Here is a 21,908-nt window from a genome sequence, read left to right as displayed (position 1 = left end):
ACCGCAATGTGGCCAGGGTAGCGGCCGGGGATTAAGCCTCTGTCACACATACGAAAAAGCCCTCGCGTCGAAACGCGAGGGCCTGTTCATCGACTGCGGTCGATCGAAGAGAGCTTAGCCCTCGTCTTCTTCCTTGAGCAGCTCTTCCTTCGAGATCGGCGTGTCGGTGACGTCGGCGACGCCGACGATCAGGTCGACGACCTTCTCTTCATAGATGGGCGCGCGCAGTTGGGCGGCGGCGTTCGGGTTCTGGCGGTAGAAGTCCAGAACCATCTTTTCCTGGCCCGGGTAGTTGCGGGCTTCGGCCATGATGGCGCCCGACAGTTCCTGGTCCGTCACGCCGACGTTGTTGGCGCGGCCGATTTCGGCCAGCACCAGACCCAGGCGCACGCGGCGCTCGGCGATCTTCTTGTACTCGGCCTTCAGCTCGTCTTCCGACTTCTTGGCGTCCTCTTCCGGCAGGCGGCCGGCGTCCTTGTCAGCCGACACCTGAGCCCAGATGCCTTCGAACTCGGCGTCCACCATCTTCGGCGGCAGAGCGAAGTCGTGAGCTTCGTCCAACTGGTCCAGCAGGGCGCGCTTCAGCTTGAAGCGGGCGGCGCCGGCGTACTGCTGGTCCAGGTTGGCCTTCAGCAGCTCTTTCAGCTTGTCCAGCGACTCCAGACCGATGCGGGTGGCGAACTCGTCGTCGATCTTGGCTTCGGCTTCGGCCTTGATGGCCTTCACGGTCACGTCGAAGGTCGCAGCCTTACCGGCCAGGTTCTTGGCCTGGTATTCTTCCGGGAAAGTCACTTCGATGGTCTTCTCTTCGCCGACCTTGGCGCCCTTCAGCTGCTCTTCGAAGCCCGGGATGAAGCGGTTGGAGCCGATCACCAGGTCGGCGTCTTCGGCCGAGCCGCCTTCGAACACTTCGCCGTCCAGCTTGCCGACGAAGTCGATGGTCAGTTGGTCGCCTTCGGCGGCCTTCACGGTCTTGCCCTTCTTGTCCTCATAGGACTTGGCCTGCGAGGCCAGTTCCTTGAGGGCTTCGTCCAGATCGGCGTCCGAGGCCGTGTAGGTCGGGCGGTCCAGCTTCAGGGTCTTGGGGTCGACCGGGGTGAAGTCGGGCATGACTTCCAGGGCCATTTCGTAGGCCAGGTCTTCCTGACCGGCGATGACCTTGTCCATGTCCGAGATCAGCTTCATCTCGGCCGGAGCGGCCGGACGGATCTTGGCGTCGTCCAGGGCCTTCTGGCTGGTTTCGTTCAGCGAGGCGTTGATGATTTCGCCCATGAAGTCACGGCCGAAGGTCTTCTTGACGTGCGCGGCCGGCACCTTGCCCGGACGGAAGCCCTTGAGCTTCATCTGCGGCGCGACTTCCTTGATGCGCGCTTCGAGCTTTTCGTTCAGCTCGGCGACGGGGATGGTCACCGCGATCACGCGGCTGAGGCCTTCGTTCGACTTTTCGACGACTTGCATGGTCGGGATTCTGACGCTCTGTGGCGACGCCGAACGGCGCGCGCGGTGGATAAAGCAATAGGGCCGCCCCTTTAGGAGCGGCACCTCGAAGCCCGCCCTTATGTCGAGAAGGGGCCGAAAGGTCAACGCGCGCGGGTTCCTTTGGCGTCATCGCCTCGTTATCTGAACCTTATGAGCCAGAGCCCCGCCCCTATCGGCGTCTTCATAACGCCCGTTACGCCGCTGCAGCAGAACTGCACCACCGTCTGGTGCACGAAGACGAACAAGGCCGCCGTGATTGATCCGGGCGGTTCGGCGGATGCGATTCTGGGCGAGATCGCCCGGCGCGGCCTGACGCTGGACGCCATCTGGATCACCCACGGCCATCTCGACCATGCCGGCGGCGCCGCCGATATGCAGGAAAAGACCGGCGTCGACATCATCGGCCCCCACGCCGAGGACCAGTTCTGGATCGACCTGATTCCCACCCAGGGTCAGAAATACGGCCTGCCCGACGCCCGCACCTTCACCCCGACGCGCTTTCTGGCCGACGGCGAGACCCTGACCCTGGGTGAAACGATGTGGGAGGTCGTGCACTGCCCCGGCCACACGCCCGGCCATGTGGTCTTCTTCAACCGCGAGGCCCGCTTCGCCCAGGTCGGCGACGTCCTGTTCCAGGGTTCGATCGGCCGCACCGACTTTCCGCGCAGCGACCACGCCGCCCTGCTGCACGCCATCACGCAAAAGCTGTGGCCCCTGGGCGACGACGTGACCTTCGTGCCGGGCCACGGCCCGCACTCGACCTTCGGGGCCGAGCGGCGGACCAACCCTTACGTCTCGGATCAGGCGATGTCGCGCGCACCGATCGCGCGCCCGGCTTCCGGTCCGTCCTGATCTAACGCGCGGCCAGCAGGCCGATCAGAATCCCCAGGCTCAGGGCATAGAGGGTCGCGCGGATCGGCTCCTCGCGAATGGCGTCGCGTGCGCGTTTGACGCGGCGATCCGTCCAGGCGCGCGCCTCCGCCGCATCCTCGCGCACGGCCTGACGAAGCCGGCGCGGTGGAATGTTGCGGGCGATGATGGCGTCCGCCTCCTGCTCCGGACGCCGGCTTTCCGTCGCCGTTCCATTGATGATGTCGTCCGACGAGACGCCGGGGGCATGGGGCTCGGCCATGAGTCGATCTCCTTTGTTTCGAGGGGTCGCTTCTCAACCCGTCTCGCCGCCGCCGGTTCCTGACCGAACCGGGCCTGGCCTCTCGCACGTCCCCCTCTCTCAGACTGACCGCCTACAGAACAAGGAAATGGCGCTTGTTCGGAACCACGTCGGCGGCGCCGGGTTCTTTCCGGCAAGCGCCACCGTCTTTGAAAGGAACAGCCGAATGGCCGAAGGTCAGCCCACCCGCGGGTCCGGTGTTTCCAAGCGAGGTTTCGCCTCGATGGACCCCGAACGCCAGCGCGAGATCGCCCGCAAGGGCGGCGCCAGCGTCCCCAGCGAGAAACGCAGTTTCTCCCAGGATCGCAGCCTTGCGGCGCAGGCCGGCCGCAAGGGCGGAGAGGCCTCGCACGGCGCACGCAACAAGGCCGATACGGACGACACGACCCCCAAGCGCTAGGGCCTTGAACCGCCCTGCATAGGCGGCGCGGCCTGGAGGCGGCGCCGCCGTTTCCATACCCGAGAGCGTCAGGCGGCCAGCAAGGCCAAGGCCACGGCCGGGTCATCGCTGACCTCGAACGCCTCCAGCCGCCACCCCGACGCCTCGGCCAGTTCGCGCACGGACGCCTGATCAAACTTGCGCGAGCTTTCCGTATGGATGGTTTCGCCCTCGGCGAACCGGAACGCCAGCTTGCCCAGACGGACCGTCATCGGGCGCAGGGCCCCTAGGTGCATCTCCATCTGCGAGCGCGCATCGTTCCAACGCGCGCGGTGGGCGAAGGCGGAGACGTCGAAATCCGTCCCCAGTTCTCGATTGGCGCGAACCAGAACATTGCGGTTGAAGGCGGCGGTGACGCCCTGGGCGTCGTCATAGGCTGCGACCAGCGTCGCAGGCGATTTCACTAGGTCGACGCCCAGGACGAAGAAGGCCCCTGGCCCTAGAACCTCGCGCGCCGATCGCAGCAGACGCTTCGCCGCTTCCGGCGTCAGGTTGCCGATGGTGGAGCCTGGAAAGAACCCGACCCGTCGGCCCGATCCGGCCTCTGGCGGCGGCGGCGACAGATGCTCGAAGTCGCCGACGATCGGCAGAACCTTCAGGGCGGGATAGTCGGCGCGGATGCGCTCCGCCGCCTCGCTCAGCGCCGCCGGACTGATGTCGATCGGCACATAGGCCGCCAGGTCCGGCGCGGCGTCCAGCACGATCCGCGTCTTCTCGCTGGCCCCTGAGCCCAGTTCGACCAGGACCGCGCCCGAGCCGAATCGATCCGCCCATTGGGGCGCCACACGCCGCAGCAGCGCCGCTTCCTGGCGCGTCGGATAATATTCCGGCAGGCGCGTGATGTCCTCGAACAGGCGCGACCCTTCGGCGTCGTAGAACCATTTTGGCGGCAGAGCTTTCTGTCGTTCAGACAGGCCGGCGATCAGATCCTGGCGAAAGGCGTCCGTCGCTTCATCGCCCATGCGTGCCTCCTCTGGCGCGGTGTCCGAAGCCAGCCGCACCCCCGAAAACGCCCAGCGTTGGTGCGGGTAGAAGAAGTTGCGATAGCTGACCCGGCGATGATCCGGCGGCGTCGCGAACGATCCTCCGCGCAGCACCATCTGGTTGGCCATGAACTTGCCGTTGTACTCGGCGGCCGCACCCTCGTTCGGCTGGAATCCGGGATAGGGCGCATAGGCGCTGGCCGTCCACTGCCACGCCTCGCCGTCCAGATTGGAAAAGGCCGCCGACCGGCTGCGCGCGGCCTGTTCCCACTCCGCCTCGGTCGGCAGGCGCCGCCCCGACCACCGCGCAAAGGCGTCGGCCTCGTAAAAGCTGACATGACGGACCGGCGTCATGGGATCGACCGGCCGCCTTCCGGCCAGCGTCATGACGCTCCAGCCCGACGCCTCCTTTCGCCAGTAGAGCGGCGCCGACCAGCGCTCCGCCTGGACGACCGCCCATCCGTCGCTCAGCCACAGCTCGGGGCGGCTATACCCTCCATCCTCGATGAAGCGGATCCAGTCGCGGTTGCTCACCAGGTCCGCCGCCAGGGCGTAAGGCTCCAGCCAGACCCTATGGATGGGTCGCTCGTTGTCGAAGGCGAAGCCCTCGGCGTTCGTCCCGATCTGCGCCAGCCCGCCCTCGAACGAAACCCAGCCGCCCCGCGCCGCTTCGCATCGCCCAAGGCGCGGCTCGACGTCGTAGGCCGCAGGATCCAGCGGCGAACAGGACATCAGATGCAGCAGGTCCATCAGGAACAACTCCTGATGCTGCTGTTCATGGTTCAAGCCTAGTTCGAACAGGCGACGTTCAAGCTCCCCCCTCAACCCGCCGGCCAGCAATGCCTCCATCCGAGCATCAATTTCCGCGCGATAGGCCGTCACCTCGGCCAGGGAGGGCCGAGTCATCAGGCCGCGCATCGCTCGCTCAATCCGGTCGCCCAACGCGTCGTAATAGGAGTTGAACAGAGGCAGCCAGCGCGGATCGACCGGTCGGTAGCCGGGCCTGGCGCCCAGCACCATGACTTCGAAAAACCAGCTGACATGCGCCAGATGCCACTTGCCCGGGCTGGCGTCGGGCATCGACTGGGCCGCCAGATCCTCGGCCGAAAGCCCTTCGGCCAGATCCGGCAGAACCGCCCGGACACGACGGTAGCGCTCAAGATCGCTTTCGATGCTCATCGCCGCCCGGATATGCTGTGTCATTCGCACCCGGAGCCTTCCCGCCTACCACGCCGATGCGGCGCCGACGATATTCAATGCCGGTTGATCGACCCCGGTTCCGCGCGATCAGATGCGTGCTCGGCGGGAACGCTCGCTTGGACGCGACGTTCCTCAGGCGCCCTCGACCCGCCGCCGGGTCGTCCGCCAGAGTCCAGGACCCCCGTTGCATGCCCTATGTTCGCGTGCCTGAAGGGCCGCAGACAGCAGGCCCCCGCCGTCCAGTCGGCATCATCGACCCAGCCGATTGGCGCGAGACGATCATGGGGTTCATCCCCTCCCTGCGCGCCTTCGCCTTTTCCCTGTCGCGCAACGGGGCGGACGCGGACGATCTGGTTCAGGAAACCCTGGCCAAAGCCTGGGCGCACCGGGCGCGGTTCGAGCCGGGAAGCAATCTTCGCGCCTGGCTTTTCACCATTCTGCGCAACAGCTGGTACACGGGCGCCGCCAAGCGCCGGCGGGAAGTCCCCGACGAAGAGGGACGCTACGCCGCCGGACTGACCGCCGAGGCCAGCCAGGAATGGACCGCCGAGCTGACGGCCCTGCAGGCGGCCCTGAACGCCCTTCCGCCCGAACACCGCGAGGCCATCGTCATGGTGGGCGCAGCGGGACTGTCCTATCAGGAAGCGGCCGACATATCGGGCTGCGCCGTCGGCACGATCAAGAGTCGCGTCAACCGCGCGCGCCATCGCCTGGCTTTGTTGCTCGACATGGAAGCCCCTGTCGAAACTGACCAAAATGTAATCAACGACGCGAGCTAGGCAGAAGGAACGCCACTTCGTCTACCCAGTTTTAGGGACAGACCCGGGAGAGTCGATCATGATGGACCCACTTCACACCAAGTCTCGCACCCCTACCGATCGCGGCCCGTCCGTAAACGTTTCCGAAGAGAAGCCAGTCAAAGCCACCGGGCTCAAAGGTTGGTTTCGCCGCCATTTCGGCGCCGAACATCCGCAACGGCATAGCCCCAATTTCTTCGTCAGCGACGTGACGGAGGGCGGCATCGGTTCGCACCACCATCACCAAGTCTACCGCCAGGACAAGCGGCACTGACAGTCGAATAGTCGCAGGGCGGCGTAAGCAACGGGGCCATGGCAAACCGCCAAGGCCCCTGCTTTTTTCAGCGCCGCCCGCCGTGCTTTGCATACTCCAGCCGCGCGATGGTGCGATTGTGCACCTCGTCCGGGCCGTCGGCGATCCGCAAGGTGCGCACCATGGCGTAAAGTTCAGCCAACGGCGTGTCGCCCGAGACGCCGGCCCCGCCAAAGGCCTGAATCGCATCGTCAATGACCTTCAGCGCCATGCGCGGCGCGGCGACTTTGATCTGGGCGATTTCGGACTTGGCGCCCTTCGCGCCGACCTCGTCCATCATCCAGGCGGCCTTCAGCACCAGCAGGCGACACATCTCGATATTGGTGCGGGCCTCAGCCACGCGCTGCTCCCACACCGAATGTTCGGCGATAGCCTTGCGGAAGGCGGTGCGGGTCAGCAGCCGCTCGCACATCAGCTCCAGCGCCTTCTCCGCCGCGCCGATCACCCGCATACAGTGGTGGATACGGCCCGGCCCCAGCCGCCCCTGAGCGATCTCGAAGCCCCGCCCCTCGCCCGCGATCAGGTTCGAGGCGGGAACGCGAACGTTCTCCAGCACCACCTCGGCGTGGCCGATCGGCGCCTCGTCATAGCCGAACACCGACAGCATCCGCTCGACGCGGAAGCCGGGCGTGTCGACCGGGACGATGACCTGGCTCTGCTGCTGATGGGTAGCGGCGTCCGGGTCCGTCTTGCCCATGACGATGGTCATGGCGACGTTGGGGTGGGCCATGTTGGTCGACCACCACTTGCGGCCGTTGATGACGTAATGGTCGCCGTCGCGAACGATGCTGGTCTGGATGTTGGTCGCGTCCGACGAGGCCACTTCCGGCTCGGTCATCAGGAACGCCGAGCGGATTTCGCCCGCCATCAGGGGCGCCAGCCACCGCTCCTGCTGCGTGGCGTCGCCATACATGTGCAGGACTTCCATATTGCCGGTGTCGGGGGCGTTGCAGTTGAACACCTCGGCCGACCACAGGGCGCGGCCCATCAGTTCGGCGATGGGGGCGTATTCCAGATTGCTCAGGCCCGCGCCGTGATCGCCCGGCAGGAACATGTTCCACAGGCCCTCGGCCTTCGCCTTGGCCTTCAGTTCTTCCATGATCGGCGACTGTTGCTTGGGATCGGCATGGACCTGGGCGCGGTATTCCGCCTCTCGCGGGAGCACCTGCTCGTCCATGAAGCGGCGCACCCGCTCGCGCCAATGCAGGCCCCGCTCGCTGGGTTGGAAATTCATGCTCGTCCCTCCGACAGCAAAACGGCGCGGCCCCGAGGAGCCGCGCCGTCATTGTTCTGGTTGCTCAGAAACGCATCAGCGCTTCAGCAGCGGCGCCAGCTTCTGGGCGATCATCATGTCGCCGGCGATCTTCAGCTTGCCCTGCATGAAGGCCATCATCGGATCCAGCTTGCCTTCCGACAGGGCGATGAAGTCGTCCCACTTCATCGAGACGGTGGCGTCGGCGGGCTTGTCGTCGTTGCTCACCGAGTTCGGCACGGAAGCGCCGTCGATGAAGATCTGGCCGATATCGCCCAGGTCCAGCTTGACGGTCTTGCCCAGACCCGAGTTGTCGCCGACGGCGCCGCGGATGTGTTCGGTGACGGAAGCCAGATCGGCCATGTGCGTCTCTCCCAAGAGAAGGTTGAGGCGAAGGCGTAGCCCGCCCCGGCGACGGCGCCAAGATCACGCAAGGGAAGGCGCGACCGCCTCCCCTTGAGTTGTCCTCAGAAACCGACCCCCAGCGTCGCCACCAGACGATCATCACTGAGGTCGCCGTCCACATCCGTGTCCCAATAGCGCAGGTCCAGCGAGATCTTGTCCGTGACGGCGAACTTCACGCCCGCGTTCCAGGTGGCGTAGTCGTCGCCCACGTCGAGGTACTGTTTGCCGTAGGCGCCGGTCAGGCTGATGTTGTCGTGCAGCGCATAGCCGAGACTGCCCTCGACATAGGTCGTCTGTTCATCGGCGCCGAAGAAGTCCGGCGAATAATAGACCGACGCGCCCGCGGTCACGGGCCCGAACCCGCGAGACACCGCCGCCTTGAACTCGACGTTGTCATAGTCAGCTCCGTTTGGCGCGTCGATATAGTGGTAGGCGATGACCCCGACGTTGAAGTCGAAGCCGCCGCTGGACACGGCGACCCCGCCGTAGATGTCCAGTTCGGCGTCGGTGTCGTCGCCGAAATCGACCTGAGACGCCCAGGCCCCGGCATAAAAGACCCCAGCGGTCAGATCGACGCCGCCTTGCAGAGTCGGACTGGCGTCGGTCTGGCTGAAGCCCCGGAACACATAGTCGCTGGTGACGGCCGCGTTGAACGCGACCTCGGGCTGGGCTTGAGCCTGGGCCGTACCGGCGCCTAGCGACAGCGCCAGCAGTGAAATGCAAGCAAGAGCAACTCTCATGACATATCCCCTCAAAGTCTGATTGTTATTGGCCAAGCCTACTCATCCGGCCGCGGGGTGGAGCGTGGCCGGGCCGTGCGTCGAGGATGGGACGCGGCAGGGAGGCGCCGCGTCCCGCCCATCTCACTTCATCGGGCCTCAGACGCCGTCCAGCACTTCGCCGTGCAGGTGGGCGTCCAGGCCGTCCGTTTCCTGCTCGCCGGTGACGCGCAGGCCCGTGGTGTACTTGCAGATCAGCAGGATGATCAGGGTGCCGACCGCGCTCCACAGGATGGTCCAGACCAGACCCAGGGCCTGGGTCCCGATGTTGGCCCCTTCCGACAGGCTGTTGATCGCCGTGGAGGCGAAGACCCCGGTCAGGAGCGCGCCGATCACGCCGCCCGCGCCGTGCAGGCCGAAGGCGTCCAGGCTGTCGTCGTATTTCAGCAGGTTCTTGAGCCAGACCGACGAGACGTAGCAGGCCGGACCGGCTATCAGGCCGATGATGACCGCCCCCTTGGGATCGACGAAGCCCGCCGCCGGGGTAATGGCGACCAGACCGGCGACGACGCCCGACAGGACCCCGATCAGCGACCATTTCTTCTTGTAGATGACCTCGACGAACTTCCACGTCAGCGAAGCCGCCGCCGCCGCCAGCAGGGTGTTGATCAGGGCCGCGCCCATCAGGCCGTTGGCCGCGCCCGCCGAACCGGCGTTGAAGCCGATCCAGCCGACCAGCAGCAGCGAGGCGCCGATCATGGTCAGGACCGGGTTGTGCGCCGTAATGGGCTCGACGCCGTAGCCCTTCCTCGGCCCCAGGAACAGGGCGCAGACCAGACCCGCCACGCCCGCATTGACGTGCACGACCGCGCCGCCAGCGAAGTCCAGCACCCCCATGCCGCCCAGGAAGCCGCCGCCCCACACCCAGTGGGCGATCGGAGCATAGACGATCAGCGACCACAGGGCCGTGAACAGCAGCATCCCCGAGTATTTCAGCCGCTCGGCGAACGCTCCGGTGATCAACGCCGGGGTGATGATGGCGAAGGTCAGTTGGAACGAGATGAAGAGGAACTCCGGTATGCCCGGCAGCAGGCTGTGAGCCGTGTCCACCGTCACCCCGTTCAGGAACAGGGCGTCCAGACTGCCGATGTACTGATTGACGCCAGCATCCCCGTTCGTGCCGAAGGCGATGGCGTAGCCGGCGATGAACCAGGTCAGCGACACCACCGCAAAAGCGGCGACCGACTGGGTGATGGTGGCGATCACGTTTTTGCGGCGCACCATGCCACCGTAGAAGAGGGCCAGACCCGGCAGGGTCATCAGCAGGACCAGGGCGGTGGAGGTCCCCAGCCAGGCCGTGCCCGCCGCATCCAGCTCCAGCGGAACCTGATGCGAAAACAGCGCCGGAGCAGGCTCCGACGCTGTTACAGCGGCACTGGCGATGTTGGCGACGGCCGCGGCGTCCGGCGCCGCAAGCGCCGCCCCGACAGCGAACAATCCGCCGGTTAGACAAAGCAGGGCCAGGAGCCCCGGTAAGCTGTTCTTGAACTGCGTCATGCGCGTATCCCCTCATGCGTTTCGCAGTTGCGAACTGTTTATCGCACTCGCGAAATCGACAAGCGAAAAAACGTCTGGCTCAGAGAATTTTTCACCCCTTGATCACAATTCCGCGGACCGACACAGCATTAGGACGCCAAGAAACGCACCCATCAAGAACAAATTGACCCGACCCGCGTCGAAATCGTCAGAAAACGATCCAGACTTGGCGGCTGACATGGTTTTGCAATCCTGCCGCTTCCCTCTGGCTATGATGCGCCTCCCCGCCACTGGGAGCGAAGAAAGATGACGACATCCCTGCCTCCTGACGAGGCCCGCCTGGACTCGCTTTGGCGCGCGCGATTTGGACAGCCCATGCCGATGGTCGGCGCGCCGGACATCGTGCGGCGAATCCTGCGCCAGAACGGCGTTTCGCCTCAGGCGTTGAAACCTGTCGACAAGACAGGCGACTGATGATCGGCAGGATCCGCGCCGGTTCTCGGCAAGGCGGTCTGGCGGAGACGGAGGGATTCGAACCCTCGGTACCCCTTACAGGGTACGACGATTTAGCAAACCGTTGCCTTCAGCCACTCGGCCACGTCTCCGGCAGGCGGCGTGGATAGCGAGTCATTTGACGCTGCGCAACGGGGGACCTGAAATCTATCGCGTTAACGGGGGATAGACAGGCTGTGTGCCACGAATATAGGCCTGTTCAACGACACGGGATCACACTGTTCGCCTCATGACGTCCGCCGACACCCTCTTTCCCGCAGCGGACGACTCCGGCGTACAGGCGCGGCGCGTCCGCGAATCCGCGCCAGCGGCGCGTGATTCGTTCTCGACGCCCGGAAAGGCGCGACGCGGCCCGTTCCGGCCCGACCTGTGGCTGAATACGCGCCAGCGCAACGCCACGCGGCTTCGAGTCTTCCATTTCCGCGCACTGGATATTCTAGGCGCCGCGGCCGCGACCGTCGTCGCCGTCGCGCGCCTCGCGGACGGCGCCCTTCTGACGGCGCGACTGATTGATGCAGCCCCGCTTATCCTTGGGGCCGTGGCCGTTCTGGCCTTGCTCCGATCTCTGGGGCTTTATCGGTTCGACAAGGGCCACGGCTTTCTGTCCCACCTGGCGTCGGTCGCCGGCGTCGTCGCCTTTGGCGCGGCGCTGACCTTCGCCCTGGGGTTCCTGCTGCATGGCGCGGCGACGCCCTGGGCGGCCTATGGCCGCTGGGCCATTGGGGTGACGGCGCTGCTTCTGGCCTCCCATGTGGTGTGGAGCCTTCTGGTCGCGGACTGGCGGCGCAAGGGCGCCCTGACCCCCAATATCGTCGTCGTCGGCGCCACCCGCCATGCCGAGCGCCTGATCCAGGAGGCGCTGCAGCGCCGCGATCTGAATGTGCTGGGGGTGTTCGACGACCGCCTCGCCCGCTCGCCCGACGCCGTGGAAGGCGTGCCCGTTCTCGGCGAGGCCGACGCCCTGCTGAATCACCGGCTGACGCCCTATGTCGACCGCATCGTCCTGGCCATCGACCCCAAGGCCGAGTCGCGCGTGCGCGACCTGACCGCGCGTCTCGGCGCCCTGCCCATTCGCCTGACCCTGCTGATCGACCCCAAGACCGCTGAGCAGCGCAACGCCGCGCTGGAAAAGCTGGCCCAGGCGCCGATGGCGCCGCTGGAAGGCCCCGTCGATCCCGATCGTCGCGCCTTCAACAAGCGCCTTCAGGACGTGGTTCTGGCCTCGATCGGCCTGGTCCTGCTGTCGCCGTTCCTGCTGCTCGTCGGCTTGCTGGTTCGCCTCGACAGCGACGGTCCGGCCCTGTTCCGCCAGCGCCGGCACGGCTTCAATCAGGAAGAGATCGTGGTGTGGAAGTTCCGCACCATGCGCCACGCCGCCGCCGACGCCACCGCCAGCCGCCAGGTCACGGCCGACGACGACCGCATCACCCGCCTGGGCCGCTTCCTGCGCGCCACCAGCCTGGATGAGCTGCCGCAACTTCTGAACGTGATCCGGGGCGAGATGTCCCTGGTCGGGCCTCGCCCGCACGCCATCGGCATGAAGACCGGCGCGGTGGAGTCCGCTCGTCTGGTCGCCGAGTACGCCCACCGGCACCGCATCAAGCCCGGCATGACCGGCTGGGCCGCGATCAAGGGATCGCGCGGCCCCATGCACACGGCGCCCGAGGTGCGGCGCCGTGTCCAGCTGGACATCGACTACATCGAGCGCCAGTCCTTCTGGCTGGACCTGTGGATCATCGCCGTCACCATTCCCGTCCTGCTGGGCGACCGGATGTCGGTGCGCTGATGTTCTGGCGCGGGGTGCTGGGCTATCTGCCCGCCAACATCATTCAAGGCGTCGTCGGCTTTTTGGCCATCGTCGTCTACACGCGCCTGCTCAGCCCCGAGGGCTTCGGTCGCTACGCCCTGGCCTTCTCGGTCATGACCATGGCGCACGTGGCGACCTTCAGTTGGCTGGAGGCCGCCATGGCGCGGTTCTGGGCCGCCCAGCGCGAGGGCGCCGACATGGCCAGCCATTTCGCCAGCCTGTACCGCACCGCCTTCATCCTGACCGGCCTGTTCCTGCCGCTGGCGGGTCTGATCGTCTGGCTGTGGCCCATGCCGCACGACCTGCGTCTGCCGATCGCCGTTGGGCTGTTGGGCATCCCTGTGCGCTGCCTGACCAAGCTGGCGCAGGAGCGCTATCGCGCGGCCGGCGAGGTTCGCAAGGCGGCCAGCCTCGACATCTGGCACACCCTGGCCGGCTTCGGCGTCGGGGCGGCCTTCGCTCTCGGCGGCGCCGGGGGCGCCTCGCCGCTCGCCGGTCTGCTGATCGCGCCCCTGTTCGCCCTGCCCTTCATCCTGCCCGGAGAGCTGCGGGAGGCGCGCGGCGGCTACATTGATCGCGAGCGGCTTAAGGCCTACGCCGTCTACGGCTACCCGATCGCCGCCTCGCTGGGCCTGGCCATCGTGCTGTCTTCCACCGACCGTTTCCTTCTGGCCCTGTTCATGGACGAGGCCGCGGTCGGCGCCTATCACGCCGGCTACAGCATCGCGAACCGGACGCTGGACGTCCTGTTCATCTGGCTCGGCGCGGCGGGAACGCCCGCCCTGGTCATGGCGCTGGAGCGCGACGGACGCGAGCAACTGACCGCCGCCGCCCGCGAGCAGGCCTCGACCCTGATCCTGATCGGCCTGCCCGCCGCCGTGGGCGTGGCCTTGGTGGCGCGCCCCCTGTCGGAGTTCATGATCGGCGAGGATCTGCGCGACGCGGCCGCCCTGGTGACGCCGTGGATCGCCCTGTCGGCCCTGCTGTCGGGCCTCACCGTCTACTACTTCCATCAGGCCTTCACCCTGGGCCGCCGCACCGGCTGGCTGCTGGCGGCGATGAGCGTCCCGGCTCTGGCCAACGTCGCGCTCAACGTCGTGCTGATTCCGCCGTTCGGCGTCCTCGGCGCGGCCTGGGCCACGGCGGCCAGCTTCGCTGTCGGCCTGATCGCCTCCTGGGGCATGGGACGGCGCATCCTGCCGCTGCCCGTGCCGTGGAGATGCCTCATGACCTGTGGCGTCAGCTGCGCCGTCATGGCGCTGGCCGTCTGGTTCCTGCCGCCCATCGGCGGCTTCGCCGAACTGATGCTGGACGCCTCGGTCGGCGCAGCGGTCTATGGCGTCTGCGCCTTCGCCCTCAACGCGGGGGGCGCGCGGGATCTGGCGACGCGCCTGCTCGGCGCGATCCAGGCGCGGAGAGCCGCGGCATGAGCGCAACCGTCGCCATCCATGACAACGCCGCCTGGGCCGGCGCCCGCCCGGCGCTGTCGGTCCTGATTCCCTTCCTGCGCGATGATCCCGCCCCCCTGATCGCCCTGCTCGACCGCGAGGCGTCGCTGCTGGTCGGCGCCGCCGAAGTCGTCCTGCTGGACGACGGCACCGGGGATGCGGCGCTCACCGCCCGGCTGATCGCCCGGATCGACGCCAGCGCCCTGCCCATACGCCTGATCTCGTTGTCCGCGAACGAGGGCCGGTCCGTCGGTCGCAATCGGCTGGCCGCCGCCGCGCGGGGGTCCAGCCTGCTGTTTCTCGACAGCGACATGCGTCCCGACCACGACCGCTTCCTGCGCACCTGGGCCGATCTGGCCGCCACAGGCGAGACGGCGGTGGCCTTCGGCGGCTTCTCCCTGTTGCAGGCCCCCGACGACGCCCGCTTCGCCGTTCACCGCAGCATGGCGGCGCGTTCCGACTGCACGCCGCCTGATCAGCGCGCCCTTCAGCCCGAAAAGCACGTCTTTACCTCCAACCTGCTGATCCGGCGCGACGTGTTCGAGGCCGAGGCCTTCGATCCCAGCTTCACCGGCTGGGGCTGGGAGGACGTGGAATGGGCCATGCGCGTCTCGCGCCGCTTCAAGGTCGAACACGTCGACAACCCTGCCACCCACATGGGTCTGGACACGGTCGAGACCCTGGCCGCCAAGTACGAACAGTCCGCGCCGAACTTCGCCCGCGTCGTGGCGCGCCACCCCGATTTCGTCGCTGCCTACCCCAGCTATCGCGTCGCGCGCCGCCTGAAGACCGTGCCAGGGCTGAAGACCTTCCGCCCCCTGCTCAAACAGGCCGCCCGTCTGCCTATCCTGCCCGTCGCCCTGCGCGCCTTCAGCCTGCGTCTCTACCGCGTCGCGCTCTATGCGGAGGCGATATGATCCAGCCCTATACCCCCGACGTCAGCCTGGCGGGCAAGTTGCGCCGCCGTTTCGCGCGCCTGACCCATCGGCGTCCGGCCCGGCTGGCCCTCGCCCGACCGACCGTCAGCTTCACCTTTGACGACATTCCCGCCACCGCCGCCCACGCGGGCGCTCAGGCGCTGGAACGGCATGACGCGCGCGGCACCTTCTACGTCTGCGCCGGTCTGTTCGGGCGGGAAGGCCACATGGGCCGCTTCGCCGATGCGGCCGAGATCGGCGCACTGATCCATCAGGGGCACGAGGTCGCCGGCCACACCCTGAACCACGTCGACTGCCACCGGACGCCGCCGTCCGCTCTGGAAACCGATCTGGACGCCAACGACGCCGCCCTGCGCGGCCTCGGCGCGGCCCCGCTGCACTTCGCCTATCCCTATGGCGAGGTCTCGCCGCGAGCAAAGGGACAACTGGGCCAGCGTTACGCTTCGTTGCGCGGCGTGCATAAGGGGCTTGTCCATGACGGCGGAGACCGGAACCAACTGCCGGGCGTGGGCATCGAGGGCGCCGACGGCGAGGTCTTGGCCCGCGCCTGGATCGACCGCGCCGTGGCCGAAAACGCCTGGCTGATCCTCTATACCCACGACGTGCGCGAAACGCCGTCGCCCTGGGGCTGCACGCCCGACGCACTGGACCGGCTGATCGCCTACGCGCGCGACGCGGATTGCGATATCCGCACCGTCGGCGAGGTGCTGGCCGCATGAGCGCCGACGTCGCCGTCATCATCCCCACGCTGCGCCGTCCCGACAGCCTGGCGCGCGCCGTCCGCTCGGCCCTGGGTCAGACCGGCGTGACGGATCGCCTCAGGGAAATCGTGGTGGTGGACAATGACCCCCAGGCAAGTTCGCGCGATATGACCGCGCGCCTCGCCGCCGAGGCGGCCCTGCCGATCATCTGGCGCCACGCCCCCCGCCCCGGCGTCGCCACCGCTCGAAACGAAGGTCTGGCCGCCACGACCGCGCCCCTGATCGCCTTCCTCGACGACGACGAAGCCGCTTCGCCCGGCTGGCTGGCCGCCCTGCTGTCCGCCCAGGCCGCCACCGGCGCCGACGCCGTCTTCGGCCCCATTCGTGGCCGGGTGCCGGACGGGACCGGCTGGACGCGGCCCTATCTGGAACGCTTCTTCGGTCGCGAAGGCCCGTCCACGACCCGATTGATCGAGGCGCCCTACGGCTGCGGCAACGCCCTGCTGGTGCGGGAGACCGCCCTGCCCGGCGACGCCCCCTTCAACGTCGCCGCCGATCAGTCGGGCGGCGAGGACGACGCCCTGTTCGCGGCGCTGGCCGCGCGCGGCGGCCGCTTCGGCTGGGCGGCCGACGCCTGGGTCGACGAGTTCGCGCCGCCGCACCGGGCCACCCTGCGTTACGCCCTGACGCGCGCCTTCGCCTATGGCCAGGGTCCCAGCCAGACCGCCGCCGCCGCGCGTCACTGGCCGGGCGTCGCGCGCTGGATGGTTGTCGGCGCCGCCCAGGCCGTCGTCTGGGGCGCCGCCGCCCTGGCCCTGACGCTGGTCCGCAACCCAAGGCGCGCCGAGATGCTGGACCGCACGGCGCGCGGGGTCGGAAAGATCTTCTGGATGAAGGGCTTCGAACCCCATTTTTACGGCGCGCGTGAACTGGCGCGGCTGGAGCGCGAAGCCTCCGCCTAGCCCGCCAGACGGCTCAGGATCGCCGGCGGCGTCCAGGTCGAGCGGTTCATCACCACCCCGGCGATGTAACCGCCCACGGCGTCGATCTCGTCGCGCAGGGCCACGGTTTCGCCCGCCGCTGTCGTCTCGGCGGCCACGACGATGATGGTGGCGTCGACGAAGGGCGCCAGGGTGATAGCCATGTCGCTGCGGTCCGCAGCGGGCGTGTCGATGACCACTGTGTCGGCGTGGGCGCGCAAAGCGGTCCAATAGCGCGCCTCGCCCAGCGGCTCGACCCGCTGCCCGGCGCGCGTCAACTCCATGTGAAAGCGCGTCACGAACAGACGCCCGCCCAGACAGGCTCGCGCCGTCATCAGCCGCGCCGGGGCCACCGGCCGGCCGTCGCGCCCGCGCATGGGCGGCGTCACCGCGTAGAAAGCTGAACCGTCGGGCGAGGCTTGAACCGCTGCCGCCAGTCGACCGAACCGTTCCGGCTCAGCGGCGATGGCGTCCACCTGTCCCTGCTGGGCCAGGTCGCCGTCGATCAGCCAGACCGGCTTCCTGGCGCGAACCGCCGCCAGCCGCGCATACTCGCGCGCTACGGTCGAGACGCCCTCGCCCGAGGTCGCCGAGACGAACTGGATCACGCGGCCGCGATGGGCCGGCGCTGGTCCCAGCGCCGCCCACAGTCCCGCCATTTCCGTCGTCAGATCGACCATCGAATCGGTTACGCGCTCACCCTCAGGGTCTCAGCCTAGCATGGCCGGACGCCGAGCGATCAGGCCCGCTTCATCGGGGCGACAGCCAGGACGGGCAGTTGCAGCGTCCGGCTGGCGGTGGACGGGGTGGCGAAGCCGCGCCGCAGGAAGACCCGCAGCAAGCCCACGCACAGGGCGGTGAACCCGGCGAACAGGAAGGCCCCGATCAACAGGGGCAGCTTCAGGCTCTTGCCCTTGGACGGCGGCTGGGCGCGCTCGATCACCGTCACGTTGTCGGCGCCGGCCTTGACCAGTTCGTTGTCGGCGCGGCTCTGCGTCTCGCGCAACTGGAACTCGCGGATCGAGGCGGACAGAACCTCGCGATTGCCCGACAGGGTGGCGTTGCGCGATTCCAACTCGGTCAGCCGCGCCTGACGCTGGCGCAGGTCCGTCACCTGGCGGTCCAGAACCGCCAGACGCGCCGCCAGGGCGTCGCGCTCGGCCTGGGCGTTGATCCGGGTGGTCTCCAGCTCGGTCCAGATCGGGTTGGGGCCGGTGCGGACCTCCTTGGCCCCGACCGCCGTGCCGGTGCCGACATAGGCTTGCAGCTGGGCGATCTGGTTTTCGATCTCGCGCACTGGCTGGGCGTCAGGCTGATAGCGCGACAGCAGGGTCTCGCGCTGGGTCCGCAGTTGCAGGATCTGGTCCTGGGCCGAGATGTTCAGGTCCTGCTGCAGGGCGATTTCCGCAGGCGTCCGGTTCTGCTGCGCCACCAGGGTCGCCAGCCGCTGCGACGCCTGGTTCAGTTGCGCCTGCATGTTCATGCGCTCTGCGAAGGTCGACTGATAGGTGCCGGCCAGGGTGGCCTTGGCGGTGGCGAAATCGCCGATGTCGTTGCTGCGCAGGAAGGCCTCATAGGCGCGGTCGGCGTCGGCCAGTTCGCCCTCGAAGGTCTGACGCTGCGTCTGAATCGCCGGCGTCGCGCGATCCTGGAAGATCTCGCGGCGATAGGTCAGATACTGGTCGATCACCGTGTTCAGCACGCGCGCCGACAGGGCGGGATCATCGCTCTTGTAGGACAGGCCCACAACGGGGCTGAGAGGGGCCGCCGTGACGTCCAGTCCCGCGCTGACGGCCCGCACGGCCGAGGATTCCTGCTCCGCCGGGGTCCCCGCGGCTGGTTTGCCCTCCTGGAAGGTCTCGACGCCCAATGCGCGCACGACGCGCTGCTTTACCTCAAGACTGTTCAGAATGGCTGCTTCCGACTGCGCCACCTCGCCCGCGGCGGGCGGCGTCGCGCGGTCCGTCGCGCCCACGCGCGGCTGATAGACGTATTCCTGGCCCACGCCGACGAACAGGCTGGCCCCGGCCGTGTAGGTCTTCTTCAATGTCAGAACCGCCGCCGCGCCGATGGCGAACAGAACGACGAAGACCAGGATCATCACCAACAGTTCGCGGAACAGCAGCGCCACGACGTCCATGACGCCATACCGCGGCCGGGCTGCTGCATAGGCTGTCGAACGCATGAACAGGGCGAATCCATTGAAGTCGTCGGATGCACCTTTGCCGGTCGGGCGTTAACCATGCGTTACCCATAACCGTTCAGCCTCACGTCAGCCTGATATCTAGCCCGGTCGCCGCCCCCATGATTCCTGATCGCCGCCTTGTCCTGATGGGTCTGGCCGCCGGCCTGACCGGCTGCGCGGCGGCGACGGGCGACGCGCGCCGAGTGCAAGGCGTGCCGGCAAGCCAGTTTCCCGACATCCCCTTCGCCGACTGGACCGATATCGAGCCGGAATACCTGCTCTATCCCGGCGACGAGATCGAGGTGGCGACGCCGACGGCCAGCGAGCTGACTCGCCAGCTCAAGGTCGGCCCCGACGGCCGCGTCTCGCTGCCCCTGCTCGGCCACGTCATGGCGGCCGACCGCACCCTGTCCCAGCTCGAGGCCGACGTTTCAGCGGGTTACGCCACCCAGCTGAGGCGTCCCGAGGTCGAGATCACCCTGCGCCAAGCCGGACCGCTCAAGGTCTGGGTGGACGGCGAGGTCCGCAATCCGGGCGTCTTCGACATGCCTGGCGACATCGACGCCTACCAGGCCGTGATCTTGGCCGGCGGCGCCCTGCCCTCCGCCAAGACGCAGCAGGCCGCGCTGATCCGACGCGGCCCCGGCGGCGTGCGGATGATGCGCGTCGTCGATCTGCGCCCCCGCCGGGGCGAGGTGGTGGCCCTGCGTCGCGGGGACATCATCTTCGTGCCGCGCTCCACCCTGGGCGAACTGGCCGCCTTCTTCACCCTGTTCCGCTCGGCCCTGCCGATCGGCTTCAGCTACGCCCTGAACGGCGGCTACGCCTCGACCTGACAGGGTTCATCAGAATCCGCTTTCGCGCCCATAGCGGAAATTGAGGTCGTCAGCTTCCCGGCGCTGCAATGATCTCAATCAGTGAAATCTATGGGCTACTTTTGCGACGGAAGTGGATTGCCGTAGCCATCGACATATCGAGGCGGGGGCTCTTCGACCTCCTTGCTCTCATAGTAAGTGCAGGTCGTGTAAAGCAAAGCGATCCCCACTAGCAGCAGGAAGACGAGAGGCAGGGCCTGCCAAGGACTGCGATCGCCTGGCTTCATGAGCGACATCCTTCCACGTGTCGGTACCGAAGCGTGCCTCAACCAACGTCTGCAAACCACCCTTGGCCGACATTCGCAGGGTCCGCTCCTAGGGCCAGGGGATCAATCTCGACTAAGGGAAATCGATCGAAAGGCAGGGCTTCTGCCTCTCCGACACGTTGTAAACGCGTCCAGCCCCGCGGGGCTATTCCATGGTCGGGGCGAGAGGATTCGAACCTCCGACCCTCTGGTCCCAAACCAGATGCGCTACCAGGCTGCGCTACACCCCGAACCGATGGAGCGCCCTATTGGCACGGCGGGCGCCGCGCCGCAACGCGTCAGCGCGCTTAATCCACATCAGGGGCGAAAGAAGGGGTGGCGCACCTGATCGCCCGGCTTGGCGCCGATCTCCTGGGCCCGGCCGGCGCGCAGCTCCAGCACGCCGTTGGCGGCGCCGTTCGACGGCAGCGGCGTCTCCGAATAGGGCGTGGCGTGGGCGGCGATCGAGACGATGCGGCCCTGGGGGTCGATGTAGAGGATGTCCAGCGAACTGGGCGTGTTCTTCATCCAGAAGCTTTGCTCGCGCGCCGCCGGGAACTGGAACAGCATGCCCCGGTCGTCTTCCAGCGGCGGACGATACATCAGGCCGCGTTCGCGCTCGGCGTCGTCGTCGGCGATCTCGACCATGAACTTGTGTTCGCCCGACGCGGTCACGATGCTCAGCGGCTCCAGCGCCCGTCCCGCCGCATCGACCGGCCCGCTCTGCGCGCAGGCCGAAGACAGGCTGGCGGCGGAAAGCGCGGCCGCCAGCAGGATCCGACGACTGAAATTCATGGCCTCGCCCTTCAAAAGGCGAATCCTATTCGCCCGGTCTGATATCGGCCACCACCAGGCCCTTGGGGCCTTCGGCGAACCGCACCTGCACGGCGTCGCCCGGGACCAGGTCATCCAGTCCGCAGCGCCGCAGCGTTTCAACATGGACGAAGATATCGCCAGCCTGGCCGTCGCGCACCACGAATCCGTAGCCCTTAGTGCGATTGAACCATTTGACGACCGCCGTCTCCAGCGGAGCGCCGGGCGGCAGTTCGAAATTCGCTCGCGCCGCAGACAAGGTCGGACGCGCAGCCTCTCGGCGGACAGGCGACGCCAAGCCTTCTCCCAGGTCGACGATGCGCACGACCTGCCAACCCTTGGCCCGGCGCGCGCAGTCACAGGTCACGGATGCGCCTTCGGAGGCGGTCTCATGGCCGCCGTCGCGCAGACTGCTGACGTGCAGCAGCACATCCTTCAACTCCGTCAGATCGGGCTGGTCGGGAACGATAAAGCCGTACCCTTTGCCCGGATCGAACCATTTGACCGTGCCGGCGATACGAACAATCTCCGACGCTTCAGTCCCTTCGAAATCCGTCACTTGCCAACCCCCGCCCGCAAACAACTCGAGCGGACTACGATTAACACGGTTCTGTGAAGTGCGGAAAATCAAAAATGACGATTTTAAGCCCAAGCGTAGCCGTAACGCGGTTATGGCGCGTAAATGCAGCCTCAAGCGAGGCTGGGCGCGATCGATCCAAGGATGTACGGGGGGATAGCTCCGCGTGGCAGTCCCTAGGGGAGTCGAACCCCTCTTTTCAGGTTGAAAACCTGACGTCCTAACCGATAGACGAAGGGACCGCTGCGCGGAGGAGCGGTCTGATACCCCCCGCCCCCGGATGACGCAAGCCTGTTTTTCAACTTTCCGAACAAAGACTTCGCCATCGCGCATCGCGCACGAAATCAGCCCTTGGCGGGCGGATGCAGGCTGTCGATGTCGGGGAAAAGGAAAGCTCCGCGTGGCAGTCCCTAGGGGAGTCGAACCCCTCTTTTCAGGTTGAAAACCTGACGTCCTAACCGATAGACGAAGGGACCGCTGCGCGGAGGACCGGGGTAATAGCCGCCGATTCCGCCGCTTGCAAGCGCTTGCT

General features: G+C 67.1%; 22 protein-coding genes and 4 tRNA genes. 11 read left to right on the top strand and 15 right to left on the bottom strand.

Going from position 1 to position 21,908, the window contains the following annotated elements:
- Positions 1-114 precede the first annotated feature (114 nt).
- Positions 115-1,458: a trigger factor gene (tig, locus tag AC3IS2_RS05950; protein ID WP_489199738.1), complete on the bottom strand. Its 1,344-nt coding sequence runs from the start codon at positions 1,456-1,458 to the stop codon at positions 115-117.
- 171 nt (positions 1,459-1,629) lie between these two features.
- On the opposite strand from tig, the gene AC3IS2_RS05945 reads away from it, so the two are divergent.
- Entirely contained in the window at positions 1,630-2,331 is a 702-nt protein-coding gene (locus AC3IS2_RS05945) for an MBL fold metallo-hydrolase (protein WP_489199737.1), read from the top strand.
- A gap of 1 nt (position 2,332) precedes the next feature.
- Here AC3IS2_RS05945 and AC3IS2_RS05940 read toward each other — a convergent pair whose 3' ends face one another.
- Positions 2,333-2,611, bottom strand: a complete 279-nt coding sequence (locus tag AC3IS2_RS05940; protein ID WP_489199736.1) for a hypothetical protein — start codon at positions 2,609-2,611, stop codon at positions 2,333-2,335.
- A gap of 205 nt (positions 2,612-2,816) precedes the next feature.
- Between AC3IS2_RS05940 and AC3IS2_RS05935 the strand changes: the two genes are divergently transcribed.
- Positions 2,817-3,050, top strand: a complete 234-nt coding sequence (locus AC3IS2_RS05935) for a con-10 family general stress protein (protein WP_331033587.1) — start codon at positions 2,817-2,819, stop codon at positions 3,048-3,050.
- Between the two features lie 68 nt (positions 3,051-3,118).
- Here AC3IS2_RS05935 and egtB read toward each other — a convergent pair whose 3' ends face one another.
- Complete coding sequence (gene egtB, locus AC3IS2_RS05930) at positions 3,119-5,275, bottom strand: ergothioneine biosynthesis protein EgtB (protein ID WP_489199735.1); 2,157 nt, start codon at positions 5,273-5,275, stop codon at positions 3,119-3,121.
- Positions 5,276-5,460: 185 nt separating this feature from the next.
- Between egtB and AC3IS2_RS05925 the strand changes: the two genes are divergently transcribed.
- A complete protein-coding gene (locus AC3IS2_RS05925; RefSeq protein WP_489199734.1) occupies positions 5,461-6,051 on the top strand; it encodes a sigma-70 family RNA polymerase sigma factor in 591 nt (196 codons plus the stop codon).
- 58 nt (positions 6,052-6,109) lie between these two features.
- Positions 6,110-6,343, top strand: coding sequence for a hypothetical protein (locus AC3IS2_RS05920; protein WP_489199733.1), 234 nt, complete (start codon positions 6,110-6,112; stop codon positions 6,341-6,343).
- 67 nt (positions 6,344-6,410) lie between these two features.
- Here AC3IS2_RS05920 and AC3IS2_RS05915 read toward each other — a convergent pair whose 3' ends face one another.
- The 4 genes from AC3IS2_RS05915 to AC3IS2_RS05900 form a co-directional block, all read right to left on the bottom strand.
- Positions 6,411-7,616 (bottom strand): acyl-CoA dehydrogenase family protein, encoded by a 1,206-nt coding sequence (locus AC3IS2_RS05915; protein WP_489199732.1) that lies wholly within the window; start codon positions 7,614-7,616, stop codon positions 6,411-6,413.
- A gap of 75 nt (positions 7,617-7,691) precedes the next feature.
- Positions 7,692-7,997, bottom strand: a complete 306-nt coding sequence (locus tag AC3IS2_RS05910; RefSeq protein WP_489199731.1) for an SCP2 sterol-binding domain-containing protein — start codon at positions 7,995-7,997, stop codon at positions 7,692-7,694.
- Positions 7,998-8,101: 104 nt separating this feature from the next.
- The gene (locus AC3IS2_RS05905) at positions 8,102-8,779 is read right to left on the bottom strand and encodes a TorF family putative porin (RefSeq protein ID WP_489199730.1); all 678 of its coding nucleotides are present in this window, start codon (positions 8,777-8,779) and stop codon (positions 8,102-8,104) included.
- Positions 8,780-8,917: 138 nt separating this feature from the next.
- Positions 8,918-10,315 carry an ammonium transporter gene (locus tag AC3IS2_RS05900; protein ID WP_489199729.1) on the bottom strand — a complete coding sequence of 466 codons (1,398 nt, stop codon included), beginning with the start codon at positions 10,313-10,315 and terminating at the stop codon, positions 8,918-8,920.
- 285 nt (positions 10,316-10,600) lie between these two features.
- Here AC3IS2_RS05900 and AC3IS2_RS05895 point away from each other — a divergent pair, with 285 nt between their 5' ends.
- The gene (locus AC3IS2_RS05895; RefSeq protein WP_489199728.1) at positions 10,601-10,768 is read left to right on the top strand and encodes a hypothetical protein; all 168 of its coding nucleotides are present in this window, start codon (positions 10,601-10,603) and stop codon (positions 10,766-10,768) included.
- A gap of 39 nt (positions 10,769-10,807) precedes the next feature.
- On the opposite strand, the gene AC3IS2_RS05890 is transcribed toward AC3IS2_RS05895, so the two are convergent.
- Positions 10,808-10,899: transfer RNA gene (locus AC3IS2_RS05890), tRNA-Ser, on the bottom strand.
- A gap of 137 nt (positions 10,900-11,036) precedes the next feature.
- On the opposite strand from AC3IS2_RS05890, the gene AC3IS2_RS05885 reads away from it, so the two are divergent.
- From AC3IS2_RS05885 to AC3IS2_RS05865, 5 genes are read left to right on the top strand one after another with little or no spacing between them, the layout of a single operon-like run.
- A complete protein-coding gene (locus AC3IS2_RS05885) occupies positions 11,037-12,593 on the top strand; it encodes an exopolysaccharide biosynthesis polyprenyl glycosylphosphotransferase (protein WP_489199727.1) in 1,557 nt (518 codons plus the stop codon).
- On the top strand, positions 12,593-14,044 hold the full coding sequence (locus tag AC3IS2_RS05880; protein WP_489199726.1) for an oligosaccharide flippase family protein: 1,452 nt from the start codon (positions 12,593-12,595) through the stop codon (positions 14,042-14,044). The genes AC3IS2_RS05885 and AC3IS2_RS05880 overlap by 1 nt, the downstream gene beginning before the upstream one ends.
- The gene (locus AC3IS2_RS05875) at positions 14,041-14,979 is read left to right on the top strand and encodes a glycosyltransferase family 2 protein (protein WP_489199725.1); all 939 of its coding nucleotides are present in this window, start codon (positions 14,041-14,043) and stop codon (positions 14,977-14,979) included. The genes AC3IS2_RS05880 and AC3IS2_RS05875 overlap by 4 nt, the downstream gene beginning before the upstream one ends.
- Positions 14,976-15,719 (top strand): polysaccharide deacetylase family protein, encoded by a 744-nt coding sequence (locus tag AC3IS2_RS05870; RefSeq protein ID WP_489199723.1) that lies wholly within the window; start codon positions 14,976-14,978, stop codon positions 15,717-15,719. Before AC3IS2_RS05875 ends, AC3IS2_RS05870 begins: the two co-directional genes overlap by 4 nt.
- A complete protein-coding gene (locus tag AC3IS2_RS05865) occupies positions 15,716-16,663 on the top strand; it encodes a glycosyltransferase family 2 protein (RefSeq protein WP_489199722.1) in 948 nt (315 codons plus the stop codon). The genes AC3IS2_RS05870 and AC3IS2_RS05865 overlap by 4 nt, the downstream gene beginning before the upstream one ends.
- Here the strand turns inward: AC3IS2_RS05865 and AC3IS2_RS05860 are convergent.
- Both AC3IS2_RS05860 and AC3IS2_RS05855 read right to left on the bottom strand, forming a co-directional pair.
- Positions 16,660-17,361 carry a P-loop NTPase family protein gene (locus AC3IS2_RS05860; protein WP_489199721.1) on the bottom strand — a complete coding sequence of 234 codons (702 nt, stop codon included), beginning with the start codon at positions 17,359-17,361 and terminating at the stop codon, positions 16,660-16,662. The two genes, AC3IS2_RS05865 and AC3IS2_RS05860, sit on opposite strands and share 4 nt — an antisense overlap.
- A gap of 59 nt (positions 17,362-17,420) precedes the next feature.
- A complete protein-coding gene (locus AC3IS2_RS05855; RefSeq protein ID WP_489199719.1) occupies positions 17,421-18,866 on the bottom strand; it encodes a GumC family protein in 1,446 nt (481 codons plus the stop codon).
- Between the two features lie 119 nt (positions 18,867-18,985).
- Here AC3IS2_RS05855 and AC3IS2_RS05850 point away from each other — a divergent pair, with 119 nt between their 5' ends.
- A complete protein-coding gene (locus tag AC3IS2_RS05850) occupies positions 18,986-19,702 on the top strand; it encodes a polysaccharide biosynthesis/export family protein (RefSeq protein WP_489199717.1) in 717 nt (238 codons plus the stop codon).
- A 458-nt stretch (positions 19,703-20,160) separates the two neighbouring features.
- Here the strand turns inward: AC3IS2_RS05850 and AC3IS2_RS05845 are convergent.
- The 5 genes from AC3IS2_RS05845 to AC3IS2_RS05825 form a co-directional block, all read right to left on the bottom strand.
- Positions 20,161-20,237: transfer RNA gene (locus AC3IS2_RS05845), tRNA-Pro, on the bottom strand.
- A gap of 67 nt (positions 20,238-20,304) precedes the next feature.
- Positions 20,305-20,781 (bottom strand): DUF192 domain-containing protein, encoded by a 477-nt coding sequence (locus tag AC3IS2_RS05840; protein ID WP_489199716.1) that lies wholly within the window; start codon positions 20,779-20,781, stop codon positions 20,305-20,307.
- A 25-nt stretch (positions 20,782-20,806) separates the two neighbouring features.
- Positions 20,807-21,358, bottom strand: coding sequence for a cold-shock protein (locus AC3IS2_RS05835; protein WP_489199715.1), 552 nt, complete (start codon positions 21,356-21,358; stop codon positions 20,807-20,809).
- 185 nt (positions 21,359-21,543) lie between these two features.
- Positions 21,544-21,618 (bottom strand) — tRNA-Glu (locus tag AC3IS2_RS05830).
- Positions 21,619-21,777: 159 nt separating this feature from the next.
- Positions 21,778-21,852 (bottom strand) — tRNA-Glu (locus tag AC3IS2_RS05825).
- Between the last annotated feature and the right edge of the window lie 56 nt (positions 21,853-21,908).

The sequence above is a fragment of the Brevundimonas sp. KH_025 genome, from assembly GCF_057839885.1.
This window is presented reverse-complemented; position numbering and strand designations above follow the sequence as displayed.

Bases quoted from the DNA above. Each gene is read 5' to 3' on its own strand.
- tig (WP_489199738.1), bottom strand. From the start codon at position 1,458: ATGCAAGTCGTCGAAAAGTCGAACGAAGGCCTCAGCCGCGTGATCGCG.
- AC3IS2_RS05945 (WP_489199737.1), top strand. From the start codon at position 1,630: ATGAGCCAGAGCCCCGCCCCTATCGGCGTCTTCATAACGCCCGTTACG.
- AC3IS2_RS05940 (WP_489199736.1), bottom strand. From the start codon at position 2,611: ATGGCCGAGCCCCATGCCCCCGGCGTCTCGTCGGACGACATCATCAAT.
- AC3IS2_RS05935 (WP_331033587.1), top strand. From the start codon at position 2,817: ATGGCCGAAGGTCAGCCCACCCGCGGGTCCGGTGTTTCCAAGCGAGGT.
- egtB (WP_489199735.1), bottom strand. From the start codon at position 5,275: ATGACACAGCATATCCGGGCGGCGATGAGCATCGAAAGCGATCTTGAG.
- AC3IS2_RS05925 (WP_489199734.1), top strand. From the start codon at position 5,461: ATGCCCTATGTTCGCGTGCCTGAAGGGCCGCAGACAGCAGGCCCCCGC.
- AC3IS2_RS05920 (WP_489199733.1), top strand. From the start codon at position 6,110: ATGATGGACCCACTTCACACCAAGTCTCGCACCCCTACCGATCGCGGC.
- AC3IS2_RS05915 (WP_489199732.1), bottom strand. From the start codon at position 7,616: ATGAATTTCCAACCCAGCGAGCGGGGCCTGCATTGGCGCGAGCGGGTG.
- AC3IS2_RS05910 (WP_489199731.1), bottom strand. From the start codon at position 7,997: ATGGCCGATCTGGCTTCCGTCACCGAACACATCCGCGGCGCCGTCGGC.
- AC3IS2_RS05905 (WP_489199730.1), bottom strand. From the start codon at position 8,779: ATGAGAGTTGCTCTTGCTTGCATTTCACTGCTGGCGCTGTCGCTAGGC.
- AC3IS2_RS05900 (WP_489199729.1), bottom strand. From the start codon at position 10,315: ATGACGCAGTTCAAGAACAGCTTACCGGGGCTCCTGGCCCTGCTTTGT.
- AC3IS2_RS05895 (WP_489199728.1), top strand. From the start codon at position 10,601: ATGACGACATCCCTGCCTCCTGACGAGGCCCGCCTGGACTCGCTTTGG.
- AC3IS2_RS05885 (WP_489199727.1), top strand. From the start codon at position 11,037: ATGACGTCCGCCGACACCCTCTTTCCCGCAGCGGACGACTCCGGCGTA.
- AC3IS2_RS05880 (WP_489199726.1), top strand. From the start codon at position 12,593: ATGTTCTGGCGCGGGGTGCTGGGCTATCTGCCCGCCAACATCATTCAA.
- AC3IS2_RS05875 (WP_489199725.1), top strand. From the start codon at position 14,041: ATGAGCGCAACCGTCGCCATCCATGACAACGCCGCCTGGGCCGGCGCC.
- AC3IS2_RS05870 (WP_489199723.1), top strand. From the start codon at position 14,976: ATGATCCAGCCCTATACCCCCGACGTCAGCCTGGCGGGCAAGTTGCGC.
- AC3IS2_RS05865 (WP_489199722.1), top strand. From the start codon at position 15,716: ATGAGCGCCGACGTCGCCGTCATCATCCCCACGCTGCGCCGTCCCGAC.
- AC3IS2_RS05860 (WP_489199721.1), bottom strand. From the start codon at position 17,361: ATGGTCGATCTGACGACGGAAATGGCGGGACTGTGGGCGGCGCTGGGA.
- AC3IS2_RS05855 (WP_489199719.1), bottom strand. From the start codon at position 18,866: ATGCGTTCGACAGCCTATGCAGCAGCCCGGCCGCGGTATGGCGTCATG.
- AC3IS2_RS05850 (WP_489199717.1), top strand. From the start codon at position 18,986: ATGATTCCTGATCGCCGCCTTGTCCTGATGGGTCTGGCCGCCGGCCTG.
- AC3IS2_RS05840 (WP_489199716.1), bottom strand. From the start codon at position 20,781: ATGAATTTCAGTCGTCGGATCCTGCTGGCGGCCGCGCTTTCCGCCGCC.